Raw genomic sequence first — 15034 nt, 5'->3', positions numbered from 1 at the left:
TCCGCCTTACTCACTTCAGGTACGCTATCTCTCACGCAGCCCCTATACTGATATCTGTTCCTCTTTTGCATGTTCAAGGATAAGAAAATGCATAGCAAACAACTTTCATTTACAAGACCAATTCTGGTGAGCCTTGCCGGGATCCTCCTCAGTTTTGTGATAATCGCGCTCATGATTATCGCCGGTATGCGTAAAGAGACGCTGGAGGAGTACCACGATGTGAATCGCAATTTCGCGCATAACCTGGCGGTGAATTACACCCAGTCGATGCTGCGTGAAAACGACTATGTTCTCAATCGCGCCGCCGCATTCTTCGCCCATGACGATCAGTTAGACGTCACCGTTAACGGCGATCGGGACAAGGGACTGAAATTGCTGATGCAGTTGCTGGCGCTGATGCCCTCGGTATCGTCGATCTCTCTCGCCGACTCGCGCGGCGTTTACCTGCGCGCGCCACAGGTTATGGGCAGCGGTGAAAATTTCAATGCCAGTACGCGTCCGTGGTTTATGCACCAGGCGGAAGCCAGCATGTTTAATCACTATACCCGCAGCTACATGGATTTTTTTACCCATAACCCGATAGTGAGCATTTATAAACCGGTGATAGCGCCGGACGGTAAATTAAAAGGGACGCTGGCTTTTCACCTTGATCTGGCCTCAATGGGTTTCACCCTGCGCACCATGCAACCCCCGATGCCTGGCGAATTCTTCGTTATCGACGGCGAAGGCAAAGCGATGCTGCACCCGGACACTGGCGCGTTATTCAAAACACTCGTCAGCCCGACAATACTCGCAGCGATGACCAGTGCTGAAGGCGCGATTTTCGATGAAAAAAATGCGTGCTGGTATTACTACTACGCCTTCACCAACCCGGAATGGTTTGTGATCTATAAAGTATCCGCCAGCACACTGGATAAACGCGTTCACCATCAGCTTCAGCTTGTCGGTTGGGGATTCACCACGGCGGCAGTGTTTATCATTCTGTTTGGCCTCTATTTACGCCACAGCTCGCGCACGGTGCTGCTCAACATAATCGATGCGATAAAAACCGGTGATGTAACCCGCGCCCCACGGCTTGAAGCGATGTTGAGTAAGGCGATTGAAAGCAGTAAAGAGCGGGAACAAACGTGGGTGCGGCAGGCGACCATGGATGCGCTGACCAATTGTAAGAATCGCCGCGCCTTTGATGCCGATATTGCCGCGCTGATGAACGATCATCAGCCGTTTGCTCTGGCGCTGGTGGATATCGATAATTTCAAATCCATTAACGACACCTGGGGACATTTGAATGGCGACATCGTGCTGCGCAACGTAGCGCGTGAAGGCATTCAGATCTTGCAGCCGCAGGGGATTTCGCTCTATCGCTACGGTGGCGAAGAGTTCGCGGTGATTTTCCCGCATGCGCATATCGATAACGCGCAGGCGCTACTGGAGCAGTGGCGGGTAAAAGTGGAGAACCGTACATGGCGCGAGAAAGAGCTGTCGGTCACGTTTAGCGCTGGTTTGGGTGAGTGGAACATGGAACCGCTAAACCAGCTGGTCGGCCGTGTGGATGAAGCGCTTTATAAAGCGAAGCAGCAAGGTAAGAACCGAATTCTACTGGTGAATCACCCATAGCCAGGCGGCGCGTCGCAAGGTTGCAACCGGTTTCATGTTATGCAGGGATTCTTTGTGATGCCCTACACACAATCGCGGTAAAGCGGTTGTTGAACCCAACAGCGCGGGATAATTATCACCTATCCCATCAACACCGAGGCTGACTATGAAAAACATCGTTTTATGCTGTGCAGCGGGTATGTCCACCAGCATGTTGGTGCAACGCATGAAAGACGCGGCGCAGAAAAAAGGCGTCGAGGTCACTATCAAAGCGGTTCCTGTTGCGGAATTTAAAGATGAAATTGCAACAGCGGATATCGTGTTGCTGGGGCCGCAGGTGAAATACGAGCAGGCAAAATTGCAGGCGCAGGCGGAACCGCTGGGCAAGAAAGTGGCGGTGATCGACATGATGGATTACGGCATGATGAAAGGTGATGTCGTTCTGGAAAAAGCCCTTAAGCTACTGGAGTGAATGCGTGGAAGATTTAGAAACCATCATTATGGAGTTGTTGGTTAACGCGGGCGCGGCGCGTAGCCAGGCATTAACCGCGTTACAAATGGCGCGTAAAGGCGATTTTGCTGAAGCAGAAAAAGCGATGGAAGAGTCGCGCGAATTCGTGAAAGCCGCGCATAAAATTCAAACCCAGCTTATCGGGCTCGATGAAGGCACCGGTAAGCTGCCGGTGAATTTGATCACCGTTCATTCGCAGGATCACCTGATGAACGCAATGGTGATTCAGGATCTGGCGACCGATATGATCGAGCTTTACCGCCGCCTGCCGCCGCGAGATTAAGACATCGCTTTCATACGATTACTATGCCCGCTCTGGCGGGCTTTTTTTCGTGCAGCGAAAAGTCGTGACGTGTTTTCCCCATGTAATTGCGTAATTGCACAACATGGCATTCGGGATGGTGCAGAGAAATGCCGCTGCCCGGCGCCTATACAACCCGTCCTGCAACGCGATCGCGGTCTTAGGCCGCGGATTTCAGACAAAAAAAAACCCGCCGAAGCGGGTTTTTTATTACGCGAAACGATTACTCGTTGTCGGAACCACCCAGACCTGCGTTCAGCAGTTCTGCCAGGCTCGCGGACGCGTCTTCCGCAGTCACCTGCGGTGCTGCCGGCAGTTCGCCAGCGGCGCGACGGCGCATACGATCCTGGTGGTACGCATAACCAGTACCGGCCGGGATCAGACGACCCACGATGACGTTCTCTTTCAGACCGCGCAGTTCGTCGCGTTTACCCGCAACGGCTGCTTCGGTAAGCACACGAGTGGTCTCCTGGAACGATGCCGCGGAGATGAAGGACTCGGTTGCCAGAGACGCTTTGGTGATACCCAGCAGATCGCGTGCATAGGTTGCACCGATTTTGCCTGCTGCTTCCAGCTCGCGGTTAGCGATCTTGACGCGAGAGTATTCAACCTGCTCACCTTCCAGGAAGTCGGAGCTTCCTGCGTTAACGATGGTGGCTTTACGCAGCATCTGACGAACGATAACTTCGATGTGCTTATCGTTGATCTTAACGCCCTGCAGACGGTAAACGTCCTGTACTTCGTTGGTGATATAACGCGTTACCGCGTGTACGCCACGAAGACGCAGAATGTCGTGCGGTGCTTCCGGACCGTCGGAAACCACGTCACCACGTTCTACACGTTCACCTTCAAACACGTTGAGCTGACGCCATTTCGGAATCATCTCTTCGTACGGATCGCTACCGTCAACCGGCGTGATCACCAGACGGCGTTTACCTTTGGTCTCTTTACCGAAGGAGATGATACCGCTGATTTCCGCCAGGATTGCCGGCTCTTTCGGACGACGTGCTTCGAACAGATCCGCAACGCGCGGCAGACCACCGGTAATATCCTTGGTACCGCCGGATTCCTGCGGAATACGCGCCAGGGTGTCACCGGAGCTGATCTGAACGCCATCTTCCAGCTGAACAATCGCTTTACCCGGCAGGAAGTACTGGGCAGGCATATCGGTGCCCGGGATCAGTACGTCGTTGCCATTAGCGTCAACGATTTTCAGTGCCGGACGCAGGTCTTTACCGCCAGAGGTACGCTCTGCAGAGTCCAGAACCACCAGCGAAGAGAGACCGGTCAGTTCGTCGGTCTGACGAGTAATCGTCTGGCCGTCGATCATATCGGTGAAGCGGATGAAACCAGCCACTTCAGTGATAACCGGCATGGTGTGCGGATCCCAGTTTGCAACGGTTTCACCGCCGGCAACCTGCTCGCCATCACCCTTCGCCATTACCGCACCGTAAGGCACTTTATAGCTTTCTTTGGTACGACCGAATTCGTCGATCAGTTTCAGCTCAGTGTTACGGGAGGTGATAACCAGTTTGCCACTGGAGTTCACAACCGTCTTCGCGTTGCTCAGGCGGATGCTACCTTTGTTTTTCACCTGGATGCTGGATTCAGCAGCCGCACGAGATGCCGCACCACCGATGTGGAACGTACGCATCGTCAGCTGTGTACCCGGCTCACCGATGGACTGTGCCGCGATAACGCCGATGGCTTCACCTTTGTTGATGATGTGGCCACGCGCCAGGTCACGACCATAGCAGTGGGCGCACACACCAAAGTCGGTGTCACACGATACAACGGAACGCACTTTCACTGAGTCAACAGAGTTCGCTTCCAGCAGGTCACACCACTGTTCGTGCAGCAGCGTATTGCGCGGAACCAGAATATCTGCAGTACCCGGCTTCAGAATGTCTTCTGCGGTTACACGACCCAGAACGCGATCGCGCAGCGGCTCTTTAACATCGCCACCTTCGATAACCGGCGTCATGGTGATGCCTTCCAGCGTGCCACAATCGTCTTCGGTTACGACCAGATCCTGTGCCACGTCTACCAGACGACGGGTCAGGTAACCGGAGTTCGCGGTTTTCAGTGCGGTATCCGCCAGACCTTTACGCGCACCGTGCGTGGAGATGAAGTACTGGAGTACGTTCAGACCTTCACGGAAGTTCGCGGTGATCGGCGTTTCGATGATGGAGCCATCCGGCTTCGCCATCAGACCACGCATACCAGCAAGCTGACGAATCTGGGCTGCAGAACCACGCGCACCGGAGTCGGCCATCATGTAGATGCTGTTAAAGGAAACCTGCTGCTCTTCAACGCCGTCACGGTTAATAACGGTTTCAGTTTGCAGGTTATCCATCATCGCTTTGGATACGCGATCGTTCGCCGCGGCCCAAATATCGATAACTTTGTTATAGCGTTCGCCAGCGGTCACCAGACCAGACTGGAACTGCTCCTGGATCTCAGCAACTTCGGCTTCCGCTTCGCTGATGATCTCGTGTTTTTTCGCCGGGATGACCATGTCATCGATACCCACGGATGCACCTGAACGCGCTGCATATGCAAAGCCGGTGTACATCGTCTGGTCAGCAAAAATAACGGTCGGCTTCAGGCCCAGAATGCGGTAACAGGTGTTCAGCATTTTGGAGATAGCCTTCTTGCCCAGCGCCTGGTTGACGATGGAGAAAGGCAGACCTTTCGGAACGATCATCCACAGAATCGCACGGCCAACGGTCGTGTCTTTCAGGCTGGTTTTCGCTACGAATTCGCCATTAGCGTCTTTTTCGTACTCGGTGATACGCACTTTAACGCGCGCATGCAGAGAGGCCAGGCCAGCGCGGTAAATACGCTCAGCTTCTTTCGGGCCAGTCAGCACCATGCCTTCGCCTTTGGCGTTAACACAGTCACGGGTCATGTAGTACAGACCCAGTACAACGTCCTGAGACGGAACGATGATAGGTTCGCCGTTCGCCGGAGACAGAATGTTGTTGGTGGACATCATCAGCGCACGCGCTTCCAGCTGGGCTTCCAGCGTCAGCGGTACGTGAACAGCCATCTGGTCACCATCGAAGTCGGCGTTATATGCCGCACAAACCAGCGGGTGCAGCTGGATGGCTTTACCTTCGATCAGTACCGGTTCAAACGCCTGGATACCCAGACGGTGCAGTGTTGGTGCACGGTTCAGCAGTACCGGGTGTTCGCGGATAACTTCGTCCAGGATATCCCAAACGACAGCTTCTTCGCGCTCAACCATTTTCTTCGCGGCTTTGATGGTGGTGGCGAGGCCACGCAGTTCCAGCTTGCCGTAGATGAACGGTTTGAACAGCTCCAGTGCCATTTTCTTCGGCAGACCGCACTGATGCAGACGCAGGTATGGACCTACGGTGATTACAGAACGACCGGAATAGTCAACACGCTTACCGAGCAGGTTCTGACGGAAACGACCCTGTTTACCTTTGATCATATCGGCCAAAGATTTCAGCGGACGTTTGTTGGAACCGGTGATCGCACGACCGCGACGGCCGTTATCCAGCAGGGCGTCAACCGCTTCCTGCAGCATACGTTTTTCGTTGCGTACGATGATATCCGGCGCCGCCAGATCCAGCAGGCGTTTCAGACGGTTGTTACGGTTGATCACGCGACGGTACAGATCGTTCAGATCCGACGTTGCGAAACGACCACCATCCAGCGGAACCAGCGGACGCAGATCCGGCGGCAGCACTGGCAGAACAGTCAGGATCATCCACTCCGGTTTGTTACCAGACTGTACGAACGCTTCCAGCAGTTTGATACGCTTGGTCAGCTTCTTACGTTTGGTTTCGGAGTTGGTTTCGTTCAGCTCTTCGCGCAGCTGTTCGCACTCTTGCTCCAGATCCATGCTTTTCAGCAGGGCCTGAATAGCTTCGGCGCCCATTTTCGCGTCGAATTCGTCACCGAACTCTTCCAGCGCGTCCAGGTACTGTTCTTCGGTCAGGATCTGGTTACGTTCCAGATTGGTCATACCGCCTTCGATAACCACATAGGATTCGAAGTACAGAACACGTTCGATATCGCGCAGCGGCATATCCAGCAGCAGGCCGATACGGGACGGCAGAGATTTCAGGAACCAAATGTGGGCGGTCGGAGACGCCAGCTCGATGTGGCCCATGCGCTCACGACGCACTTTCGTCTGGGTCACTTCAACGCCGCACTTCTCACAGATCACACCACGGTGTTTCAGGCGCTTGTACTTACCGCACAGGCACTCGTAATCTTTTACTGGCCCGAAAATACGCGCACAGAAAAGGCCGTCACGCTCAGGTTTGAACGTACGGTAGTTGATGGTTTCCGGCTTCTTAACTTCACCAAAAGACCATGAACGGATCATGTCTGGCGATGCCAGAGCAATTTTGATCGCATCAAACTCTTCGGTTTTAGTTTGCGCTTTCAGAAACTTTAATAAGTCTTTCACGGATTTGCTCCCGTCGGAGTTAGCACAATCTGGTGCCGGGGATTAACCCGGCACCAGTGACCTGTTTGAGCGAGAGTTACTCGTCTTCCAGCTCGATGTTGATACCCAGCGAACGAATCTCTTTCAACAGTACGTTGAAGGACTCAGGCATACCCGGTTCCATCTGATGGTTGCCGTCCACGATGTTTTTATACATCTTGGTACGACCGTTCACGTCATCAGACTTAACGGTGAGCATTTCCTGCAGGGTGTATGCCGCGCCGTATGCTTCCAGCGCCCACACTTCCATCTCCCCGAAGCGCTGACCACCGAACTGCGCCTTACCACCCAGCGGCTGCTGAGTAACCAGGCTGTAAGAACCGGTAGAACGCGCATGCATCTTGTCATCAACCAGGTGGTTCAGTTTCAGCATGTACATGTAGCCAACGGTAACCTGGCGCTCGAATTGCTCACCGGTACGACCGTCGAACAGTGTGATCTGACCGGAAGTCGGCAGGCCACCCAGCTGTAACAGTTCCTTGATTTCAGACTCTTTCGCACCGTCGAAGACCGGCGTTGCGATCGGCATACCTTTGCGCAGGTTTTCTGCCAGACGCAGAACTTCCTCATCGCTGAAGGTGCTCAGGTCGACTTTCTGACGAACGTCAGCACCCAGATCGTATGCACGCTGGATGAATTCGCGCAGTTTCGCGACTTCTTGCTGCTGTTTCAGCATGGCGTTGATCTTGTCGCCGATACCTTTCGCAGCCATACCCAGGTGAGTTTCAAGGATCTGACCGATGTTCATACGAGACGGTACGCCCAGCGGGTTCAGTACGATGTCAACCGGCGTGCCGTTTTCATCGTATGGCATATCTTCGATCGGGTTGATCTTGGAGATAACACCCTTGTTACCGTGACGACCTGCCATTTTGTCACCAGGCTGGATCTGACGTTTAACGGCCAGATAAACCTTAACGATTTTCAGCACGCCCGGTGCCAGATCGTCGCCCTGAGTGATTTTGCGGCGTTTCGCTTCGAGTTTTTTCTCGAACTCGTGTTTCAGTTCGTCATACTGCTCAGCCAGCTGTTCCAGCTGATTTTGTTTCTCTTCGTCGGTCAGGCCGAGTTCCAGCCAGCGGTCGCGCGGCAGTTTGTCGAGCTTGTCAGCTTCAACGCCGCCGGAAACCAGCACGCTGTGAATACGGCTAAACAGGCCAGCTTCGAGGATCTGCAGTTCTTCAGACAGGTCTTTCTTCGCCTGTTTGAGCTGCATTTCTTCGATTTCCAGCGCACGTTTGTCTTTTTCCACGCCATCGCGGGTAAAGACCTGAACGTCGATTACGGTGCCGGAAACACCGTTCGGTACGCGCAGAGAAGAGTCTTTAACGTCAGACGCTTTCTCACCGAAGATCGCACGCAGCAGTTTCTCTTCTGGCGTCAGCTGGGTTTCACCTTTCGGCGTTACCTTACCAACCAGAATGTCGCCGCCGGTCACTTCCGCACCGATGTAAACGATACCGGATTCATCCAGTTTAGAGAGCGCGGCTTCACCCACGTTCGGGATGTCTGCGGTGATCTCTTCTGGCCCCAGCTTGGTGTCACGAGACACACACGCCAGTTCCTGGATGTGAATCGTGGTGAAACGATCTTCCTGAACCACACGCTCGGAGACGAGGATGGAGTCTTCGAAGTTGTAACCGTTCCACGGCATGAACGCTACGCGCATGTTCTGACCGAGCGCCAGTTCACCGAGGTCGGTGGACGGGCCGTCTGCCAGCACGTCGCCGCGCTCAATTGGCTCACCCAGATAAACACACGGCATCTGGTTGATGCAGGTGTTCTGGTTAGAACGGGTGTATTTGGTCAGGTTATAGATGTCGATACCTGCTTCGCCCGGGTACATCTCATCTTCGTTAACTTTGATAACGATACGAGAGGCATCCACGTACTGGACAGTACCGCCACGTTTAGCAACTGCGGTTACACCGGAGTCAACGGCAACAGCACGTTCCATACCGGTACCAACCAGCGGCTTGTCAGCGCGCAGAGTCGGAACCGCCTGACGTTGCATGTTCGCACCCATCAATGCACGGTTGGCGTCATCGTGTTCCAGGAACGGGATCAAGGATGCACCGACAGAAACCACCTGTTGGGTGGAAACGTCCATGTAGTCAACCTGGTCTGCGCTGAAGAGGCTGGATTCGCCTTTGCTGCGGCAGGTTACCAGATCGTCTACGAAACGACCTTCTTCCGTCAGGTTGGTGTTCGCCTGAGCGATAACGTAGTTACCTTCTTCGATAGCAGAAAGGTAATGGATCTCGTCAGTTACAACGCCGTCGGTCACTTTACGGTACGGCGTTTCCAGGAAGCCGTATTCGTTAGTCTGTGCGTACACGGACAAGGAGTTGATCAGACCGATGTTCGGACCTTCAGGCGTTTCGATCGGACATACGCGACCGTAGTGGGTCGGGTGTACGTCTCGAACTTCAAAGCCTGCGCGCTCACGGGTCAGACCGCCTGGGCCGAGTGCAGAGATACGACGTTTGTGCGTAATCTCGGACAGCGGGTTGTTCTGGTCCATAAACTGTGACAGCTGGCTGGAACCGAAGAACTCTTTAACGGCTGCAGAGATAGGCTTCGCGTTGATCATGTCCTGCGGCATCAGGGTATCCAGATCGCCCAGAGACAGACGCTCTTTCACCGCACGTTCTACACGAACCAGGCCAACACGGAATTGGTTTTCCGCCATTTCGCCCACGGAACGGATACGACGGTTGCCGAGGTGGTCGATATCATCCACTTCACCGATGCCGTTACGGATACCGATGAGCTTTTTCATCACTTCGATGATGTCTTCTTTGCTCAGGATACCGGAACCTTCGATGCTGTCGCGCAGCAGAGAACGGTTGAACTTCATGCGACCAACCGCAGAGAGATCGTAGCGGTCTTCAGAGAAGAACAGGTTCTCGAACAGGCTTTCTGCAGCTTCGCGAGTCGGCGGCTCACCAGGGCGCATCATGCGGTAGATTTCTACCAGCGCGCTCAGACGATCGTTGGTCGGGTCGACACGTACGGTCTCAGAGATGTACGGACCGTGGTCCAGATCGTTGGTGAACAAGGTTTCGATACGTTTGTGACCAGACTGGCTCAGCTTCGCCAGCAGATCGAGCGACAGCTCCATGTTTGCCGGGCAGATCAGCTCGCCAGTGGATTCGTCAACGTAGTCTTTAGCTGCAACTTTGCCTGCGATGTACTCAACCGGTACTTCAATGTGTTGAATTTCGTCTTTTTCCAGCTGACGAATATGACGCGCGGTAATACGGCGACCTTTTTCAACATACATTTTGCCGTTTGCTTCGATATCGAAGGATGCAGTTTCGCCACGCAGGCGTTCCGGCACCAGTTCCATCTGCAATTTGTTGTCGCGGATTTCAAAGACAACTTTCTCAAAGAACAGATCGAGAATCTGCTCAGTGGTGTAGTTCAGCGCGCGCAGAATAATGGTCGCCGGCAGTTTACGGCGGCGGTCGATACGCACGAAGAGGTTATCTTTCGGGTCGAACTCGAAGTCCAGCCATGACCCACGGTAAGGAATAATACGTGCGTTATAAAGCACCTTACCAGATGAGTGGGTTTTCCCCTTATCGCTGTCGAAGAAGACGCCAGGACTACGGTGCAGCTGAGAAACGATAACACGCTCAGTACCGTTGATAACAAAGGTACCGTTGTCGGTCATGAGCGGAATTTCGCCCATGTAGACTTCTTGTTCTTTAATGTCTTTAACGGTGCCTTCCGGCGCTTCGCGCTCGTAGATCACCAGACGCAGTTTTACGCGCAGCGGAGCGGAATACGTTACACCACGGATCTGACATTCTTTAACGTCAAAAACAGGTTCGCCAAGACGGTAGCTGACGTATTGCAGTTCCGAATTGCCGCTGTAGCTCTTAATCGGGAACACGGAGCGGAACGCCGCTTCCAGACCGTACTGCCCTTCAGGATCTTGCTCGATAAACTTCTGGAACGAGTCAAGCTGGATAGAAAGGAGATATGGGACATCCAGTACTTGTGGACGTTTACCAAAATCCTTACGAATACGTTTTTTCTCGGTATAGGAGTAAACCATAGGGTTCCTCAGCTCGCTGACAAGTCGACCCACTCTGTCCGTCGAAAGGGACAGTTTATGCAACACTATTTTTTTAGACCGGAAAGTGGAGCACTTCCCGCAATGCTTGTTGCTATCACGCTTAAATCATTTCATTGCGATTTACACAGAAAGAACTTTCTGTCGCAGTATATTAAGTCGTCGATAGAAACAAGCATTGTAAAGGCTACTGGCAGTCAAACAGTGTGAAACGCTACCGGTACCTTCTACAGCGCAAAAAGGCTGGTGACCAAAAAGTCACCAGCCATCAGCCTAATTTCTCAGGCTGCAACCGGAAGGGTTGGCTTATTTAACTTCAACTTCAGCGCCAGCTTCTTCCAGAGATTTTTTCAGAGCTTCAGCGTCATCTTTGCTCACGCCTTCTTTCAGAGCGGCCGGAGCAGATTCTACCAGGTCTTTAGCTTCTTTCAGACCCAGGCCAGTTGCGCCACGTACTGCTTTGATAACAGCAACTTTGTTAGCGCCAGCGGCTTTCAGAATTACGTCGAACTCAGTTTTTTCTTCAGCAGCATCAGCAGCCGGGCCAGCAGCAACAGCTACAGCAGCAGCAGCAGAAACACCGAATTTTTCTTCCATTGCAGAGATCAGTTCTACAACGTCCATTACGGACATAGCGGCAACTGCTTCAATGATTTGATCTTTAGTGATAGACATTTAAATTGTTCCTGAATATCAGAATAAGTTTATACGTAAGCAAATGCTTTATAAAGAAAACTGCGATTAAGCAGCTTCTTTCGCATCGCGTACAGCAGCCAGAGTACGAACCAGTTTGCCAGCAGAGGCTTCTTTCATGGTTGCCATCAGGCGTGCAATTGCTTCTTCGTAGGTCGGCAGGGTTGCCAGGCGATCGATCTGGGACGCCGGGATCAACTCACCTTCAAAGGCAGCGGCTTTGACCTCAAATTTTGCATTCGCTTTCGCGAACTCTTTGAACAGACGAGCAGCAGCGCCCGGGTGTTCCATAGAGTATGCAATCAGGGTCGGACCAACGAACGCGTCTTTCAGGCACTCAAACTGAGTACCCTCAACAACACGGCGCAGCAGGGTGTTGCGAACAACACGCATGTAAACGCCGGCTTCGCGACCTGCTTTACGCAGTTCGGTCATTTTATCTACGGTAACGCCACGGGAATCCGCAACAACCGCAGACAGCGCGCCTTTGGCTACTTCGCTGACTTCAGCAACAATCGCTTGTTTGTCTTGAAGATTTAAAGCCATTAGCTTTGCTCCTGGATGTTTGCCAGGGCTCATGCCCTGGAACTCACTTCACTCTTCTCAATGAAAAGAGCGTCTTAATACGGTGAGCAGAAACAAGCCAAAGAGTACTTTAAAAATAATCTTTAGGTTCTGTCACCGTCTACGCAGGGAATTAAGCTTCTTACGAAACACCTGCGGTCTTCGACGGAGGCCTGGATTAGGCCAGACTCCAACGAACAAATCTGTTTGTTTGCTAACTTACGCTAGCAAAACGTGGGGGTAAGATTGTAGACAAATCCACCACCCACGTAAAGGCGAATATTAGTTCGCTACTGCGTTCAGACCAGCCTGGTCTACCGCAACACCCGCACCCATGGTGGTGGAGATGCTAATTTTCTTGATGTACACGCCTTTCGCCTGAGACGGTTTTGCTTTTTTCAGCGCAACCAGCAGAGATTCCAGGTTTTCTTTCAATTTGTCAGCGTCAAAATCCACTTTACCGATGGTGGTATGGATGATGCCGTTTTTGTCGTTACGGTAACGAACCTGACCGGCTTTAGCGTTTTTAACCGCTTCAGCAACGTTCGGCGTTACGGTACCAACTTTCGGGTTTGGCATCAGGCCACGCGGACCCAGAACCTGGCCCAGCTGGCCAACAACGCGCATTGCATCCGGAGAAGCAATTACTACGTCGAAGTTCATTTCGCCTTTTTTGATCTGCTCAGCCAGATCTTCCATACCTACCAGCTCAGCGCCAGCTGCTTTAGCAGCTTCAGCGTTCGGGCCCTGGGTAAATACGGCTACGCGAACAGAACGGCCAGTACCGTGCGGCAGTACAGTTGCACCACGTACGTTCTGGTCAGATTTACGCGCATCGATGCCGAGGTTAACAGCAACGTCTACGCTTTCTACGAATTTAGCAGTGGCCAGCTCTTTCAGCAGAGCAATGGCTTCGTTGATGTCGTACTGTTTGGTCGCATCAACTTTGTCACGGATCACGCGCATGCGCTTGGTCAGTTTAGCCATTTCTTAATCCTCCACTACCAGGCCCATGGAACGCGCAGTACCTTCGATTGAGCGAGTCATCGCTTCAATGTCAGCACCGGTCATGTCCGCGGCTTTAGTCTGAGCAATTTCCTGCACCTGAGCGCGGGTTACTTTGCCCACTTTGTCTTTGTTCGGCTTGCCGGAACCAGACTTGATACCAGCCGCTTTCTTCAGCAGAACTGCTGCCGGAGGCGTTTTGGTAACGAAAGTGAAGGAGCGGTCAGCGTAAACGGTAATAACAACCGGAATTGGCAGACCTTTTTCGATGGAATCAGTTTTGGCGTTAAACGCTTTACAGAATTCCATGATGTTAACACCCTGCTGACCCAGAGCCGGACCAACCGGTGGGCTCGGGTTTGCCATGCCAGCTGCAACCTGCAGCTTGACGTAGGCCTGGACTTTCTTAGCCATTGAAATTTCCTCGTTTGGGTATAGCGCCCCGAAAGGCTCCCCGTGTTTGAATACGTTTTACGGATACGAGACCCATAAAAACAAAAGGCGCGAAATTGTATGTCAATTTCGCGCCCTGTGCAACGTTTGATCGCCGAATATTTAGGCTTTTTCGACCTGGCTGAAATCCAGTTCTACCGGGGTCGCACGACCGAAGATAGAAACAGACACTTTAAGGCGAGACTTCTCATAGTCCACCTCTTCAACCACACCGTTAAAGTCGGCAAACGGACCGTCGCTAACGCGGACCATTTCACCCGGTTCAAACAGCGTTTTCGGACGCGGCTTATCACCAACCTGTTGCAGGCGGTTCATGATCGCATCCACTTCTTTATCGCTAATCGGCGCCGGACGATCGGACGTGCCGCCGATGAAGCCCATTACGCGCGGAACGCTGCGTACCAGGTGCCAGCTGGCGTCATTCATCACCATCTGGACAAGGACGTAGCCCGGGAAGAATTTGCGTTCGCTTTTGCGACGCTGACCACCACGGATTTCGACCACTTCTTCAGTCGGCACCATGACTTCGCCAAACAACTCTTCCATATTGTGTAATTTGATATGCTCGCGCAGCGAAGTAGCTACGCGGCCTTCAAAACCGGAAAACGCCTGAACGACGTACCAGCGCTTTTTAGGAGCTTCAGACATCTCAGAACCTCAGGCCAGTGATAAAGGAAACCAGGCGGACCAGAATACCATCCAGTCCCCACAGGATCAGTGACATGACTGCAGTTACGGCAGCCACGATCAATGTGGTGTGCAATGTTTCCTGACGAGTGGGCCAAATCACTTTACGTACTTCGGTTCTCGCTTCACGGGCAAAAGCAACGGTCGCTTTACCCTTCGTCGTCAACAGCGCGACACCACCTGCTGCAGCAATCAGAATAACAACTGCCAGCGCGCGGAGCGGCAGCATCATGTCACGATAAAGATAGTTGCCAACGATAGCCACGAGCAGCAGTACTGCAACAACAACCCACTTCATCGCTTCCAGGCCGCGCCCGCTCCCTTGAGCTTCGGTATTCGCACTCATAAACCAACCTGTCACAAGAATTCAGACAAACATTTTTGCCCCGCATAAGCGAGGCAACCAAACCGAAATGCTCTGGCGAGATTCGGACTAACGCCCTCTTCAGAGCCTGTCTCAGCAATGATTATGACAAATAAAATCACTGATGAGCCAGGTTCTGGTTCGAAAGCGTACAAAAAGGGCATCAAATGATGCCCTCTTCTTGCGCATTGCGTCAAATGTTATCAGCGATTAGCTGAGAACTTTTGCTACAACGCCCGCGCCAACGGTACGGCCGCCTTCACGGATTGCGAAACGCAGACCATCGTCCA

12 protein-coding genes are annotated in these 15034 nt (G+C 52.8%); 3 read left to right on the top strand and 9 right to left on the bottom strand.

The features are described 5' to 3' along the window. The first annotated feature begins 87 nt into the window (after window positions 1-87). From RT644_RS23515 to RT644_RS23505, 3 genes are all read left to right on the top strand, one after another. The gene (locus RT644_RS23515) at window positions 88-1617 is read left to right on the top strand and encodes a sensor domain-containing diguanylate cyclase (protein WP_045514615.1); all 1530 of its coding nucleotides are present in this window, start codon (window positions 88-90) and stop codon (window positions 1615-1617) included. Between the two features lie 145 nt (window positions 1618-1762). After that, entirely contained in the window at window positions 1763-2068 is a 306-nt protein-coding gene (locus RT644_RS23510; protein ID WP_020456060.1) for a PTS sugar transporter subunit IIB, read from the top strand. Window positions 2069-2072: 4 nt separating this feature from the next. Continuing rightward, window positions 2073-2390, top strand: coding sequence for a PTS lactose/cellobiose transporter subunit IIA (locus tag RT644_RS23505; RefSeq protein ID WP_020456059.1), 318 nt, complete (start codon window positions 2073-2075; stop codon window positions 2388-2390). 241 nt (window positions 2391-2631) lie between these two features. On the opposite strand, the gene rpoC is transcribed toward RT644_RS23505, so the two are convergent. The 9 genes from rpoC to RT644_RS23460 form a co-directional block, all read right to left on the bottom strand. Then, on the bottom strand, window positions 2632-6855 hold the full coding sequence (gene rpoC, locus RT644_RS23500) for a DNA-directed RNA polymerase subunit beta' (RefSeq protein WP_020456058.1): 4224 nt from the start codon (window positions 6853-6855) through the stop codon (window positions 2632-2634). A 76-nt stretch (window positions 6856-6931) separates the two neighbouring features. After that, on the bottom strand, window positions 6932-10960 hold the full coding sequence (gene rpoB / locus RT644_RS23495) for a DNA-directed RNA polymerase subunit beta (RefSeq protein ID WP_020456057.1): 4029 nt from the start codon (window positions 10958-10960) through the stop codon (window positions 6932-6934). Between the two features lie 324 nt (window positions 10961-11284). After that, entirely contained in the window at window positions 11285-11653 is a 369-nt protein-coding gene (gene rplL / locus RT644_RS23490) for a 50S ribosomal protein L7/L12 (RefSeq protein ID WP_014882064.1), read from the bottom strand. Between the two features lie 66 nt (window positions 11654-11719). Continuing rightward, window positions 11720-12217, bottom strand: coding sequence for a 50S ribosomal protein L10 (rplJ, locus tag RT644_RS23485; protein WP_002438625.1), 498 nt, complete (start codon window positions 12215-12217; stop codon window positions 11720-11722). Between the two features lie 300 nt (window positions 12218-12517). Next, window positions 12518-13222, bottom strand: a complete 705-nt coding sequence (gene rplA / locus RT644_RS23480; protein ID WP_017460030.1) for a 50S ribosomal protein L1 — start codon at window positions 13220-13222, stop codon at window positions 12518-12520. A 3-nt stretch (window positions 13223-13225) separates the two neighbouring features. Next, complete coding sequence (gene rplK, locus RT644_RS23475) at window positions 13226-13654, bottom strand: 50S ribosomal protein L11 (RefSeq protein WP_002438627.1); 429 nt, start codon at window positions 13652-13654, stop codon at window positions 13226-13228. Between the two features lie 141 nt (window positions 13655-13795). Beyond that, on the bottom strand, window positions 13796-14341 hold the full coding sequence (gene nusG / locus RT644_RS23470; RefSeq protein ID WP_006816549.1) for a transcription termination/antitermination protein NusG: 546 nt from the start codon (window positions 14339-14341) through the stop codon (window positions 13796-13798). Between the two features lies 1 nt (window position 14342). Next, complete coding sequence (gene secE, locus RT644_RS23465; RefSeq protein ID WP_003033128.1) at window positions 14343-14726, bottom strand: preprotein translocase subunit SecE; 384 nt, start codon at window positions 14724-14726, stop codon at window positions 14343-14345. 228 nt (window positions 14727-14954) lie between these two features. Continuing rightward, window positions 14955-15034 (bottom strand): hypothetical protein (locus tag RT644_RS23460; protein WP_001184435.1); only part of this gene is annotated, 80 nt, incomplete at its 5' end.

The organism is Kosakonia sp. (assembly GCF_032104925.1).
Lineage (GTDB): Bacteria > Pseudomonadota > Gammaproteobacteria > Enterobacterales > Enterobacteriaceae > Kosakonia.
The sequence above is the reverse complement of the archived record's forward strand: the minus strand, read 5'-3'. Positions and strand labels throughout refer to the sequence as shown.